Source organism: Stenotrophomonas sp. 05L414_2, assembly GCF_056397905.1.
In genome coordinates this window covers 1-2153 of record NZ_JBFTOJ010000293.1, presented here as the reverse complement: position 1 = coordinate 2153, position 2153 = coordinate 1, and the positions used below count along the sequence as shown (strand labels likewise).

Genomic DNA, 2153 nt, shown 5'->3' with positions numbered 1-2153 from the left:
CTGCAGGTCGATCTGCAGGGTGGGACCTGCAGGGCAACAGCTCCACCGCAACGCGCGACCGCATTGCCGGCTTTGGCGGTGCACCCAACATGGGTTCGGATGCACGCGGCCGCCGCCACGCCAGCGACGCCTGGATCAAGGCCGGCCAGCAGGCCGCGCGGCCCGGCGAGATGCCACGCGGGCGCAAACTGGTGGTGCAGATGGTGGAAACCTTCCGCGAGCACATGGCGCCGGCCTTCGTCGACCGCCTCGATGCCTGGGACCTGGCCGAGCGCGCGAGCATGCCGCTGCCGCCGGTGATGATCTACGGCGACGACGTCAGCCATGTGCTGACCGAGGAAGGCATCGCCAACCTGCTGCTATGCCGCAGCCCGGAAGAGCGCGAGCAGGCGATCCGCGGCGTGGCCGGCTATACCGCCGTGGGCAGGGGACGGGACCGCGCCATGGTGGAAAACCTGCGCGACCGCGGAGTGATCCGCCGCCCGGACGATCTCGGCATCAACGTGCGCGATGCCAGCCGCGATCTTCTTGCCGCGCGTTCGGTGAAAGACCTGGTGCGCTGGTCCGGCGGTCTGTACGACCCGCCCAAGCGCTTCCGCAACTGGTAAGGGCCACGCCATGGAAACCCTCGACTATCGATTCGCCGGCACGACGCCCGTGCGCTTCCCCACCGATGCGGTGCTGGTGGGCGTACTGGCCTCGGGCAACCTGGAAATCCTGCTGGAACCGGCCGACCTGGACGGTGCGATGACCGTGCGCATCATCACCGCTGCACGTGGCTTCGGCACGGTATGGCAGGCGGTGATCGCCGACTTCGCCCAGCGTCATCCCCTGCGCGATGTACGCGTGTCGATCAACGATGCCGGCGCTACACCGGCGGTGGTCAGCCTGCGCCTGGACCAGGCCGTCGAGACCCTGCTTGCCGGAGGCCAGCCATGACGCTCGCACAGCGCACCAGCTATTACGAAGCTGATGCCCGCGCGCGCATCGCCGGGCTGCTTGATGCAGGATCGTTCCGCGAATTTCTCGGCCCAGCCCAGCGCGCCATCAGCCCGCATCTGGCGCAGCTGGACCAGCCGGCCGCGTTCGACGATGGCATCGTCGTCGGCGAGGGACGCCTGCACGGCAAGCACGTGCTGGTAGCCGCACAGCAGGGTGAATTCATGGGCGGCGGCGTGGGTGAGGTGCATGGCGCCAAGTTGACCGGCCTGCTGCGCCGCGCGGCGGACACCCATCCCGATGGCGTGCTGCTGCTGCTCGATACCGGCGGTGTGCGCCTGCATGAAGCCAATGCGGGATTGATCGCCATTTCAGAAATCATGCGCGCCACGCTCGGCGCGCGGGCGGCCGGGGTACCGGTGGTGGCACTGATTGGCAGTGGCAACGGCGCCTTCGGTGGCATGGGTATCGTCGCCCGCTGCTGCAGCACGGTGATCATGTCCGAAGAAGGACGGCTGTCGCTGTCAGGCCCCGAAGTGATCGAGACCGTGCGCGGCGTGGAGGAATTCGATTCGCGCGACCGCGCATTGGTGTGGCGGGTGACCGGTGGCAAGCACCGCTACCTGATCGACCAGGCGCAGGTGCTGGTGCCCGATGCGATCAGCGCGTTCGCCGAGGCCGCCTCGGATGCGCTGCAGCCCGACACCGCCAGCGCCGACCCCGACGCGGCACTGGCAGCGCTGCAGGCACGCCACGCCGCGTTGAAGGCGCGCGTACAGGCGTGGGGCGACTGCAACGATGGCCTGCAGATCTGGGTACGCCAGGGCATTGCCGACCCGGAACGTCTGGCGCTGCTGGAAACCGATGCCTTCCTTGCCGCCACTGCGCACCGGAGCCTGCCATGAGCCTGCCATTGAATTCGCTGCTGGACGCACTGTTCCCGCGTGGCCATACGATCGCGGTGAACGATTCGGTACTGACCGGCACAGCGACCACCGACGACGGTGAGGTGACGGTGATCGGCACCACCGACAGGATCGAAGTCGGTGTGGACCACGCGCTGGTGCTGGCCGACACCGTGCTGGCCAGCACCGCTGCTCATCMGCAGCGTCCCATCGTGATGCTGGTCGATACCGCCGGCCAGCGGCTGGCGCGCCGCGATGAGCTGCTGGGCATCAACGGCTACTTCGCCCACCTCGCACAGACCCTGGACC

4 protein-coding genes are annotated in these 2153 nt (G+C 68.3%); all 4 read left to right on the top strand.

The genetic code is table 11. The features are described from left to right. Nucleotides 1–608 (top strand): malonate decarboxylase subunit alpha (locus AC1DJN_RS21730; protein ID WP_478040212.1); only part of this gene is annotated, 608 nt, incomplete at its 5' end. A gap of 10 nt (nt 609–618) precedes the next feature. After that, entirely contained in the window at nt 619–939 is a 321-nt protein-coding gene (gene mdcC / locus AC1DJN_RS21725) for a malonate decarboxylase acyl carrier protein (RefSeq protein ID WP_032975933.1), read from the top strand. Next, nucleotides 936–1844, top strand: coding sequence for a biotin-independent malonate decarboxylase subunit beta (locus AC1DJN_RS21720; RefSeq protein WP_478013564.1), 909 nt, complete (start codon nt 936–938; stop codon nt 1842–1844). Before mdcC ends, AC1DJN_RS21720 begins: the two co-directional genes overlap by 4 nt. A gap of 2 nt (nt 1845–1846) precedes the next feature. Next, on the top strand, nt 1847–2153 hold a 307-nt coding region (locus tag AC1DJN_RS21715), incomplete at its 3' end, for a biotin-independent malonate decarboxylase subunit gamma (RefSeq protein ID WP_478040214.1).

What these genes read in the sequence shown, in the direction of transcription:
- mdcC (WP_032975933.1), top strand. Translation starts at nt 619, where the DNA reads ATGGAAACCCTCGACTATCGATTCGCCGGCACGACGCCCGTGCGCTTC.
- AC1DJN_RS21720 (WP_478013564.1), top strand. Translation starts at nt 936, where the DNA reads ATGACGCTCGCACAGCGCACCAGCTATTACGAAGCTGATGCCCGCGCG.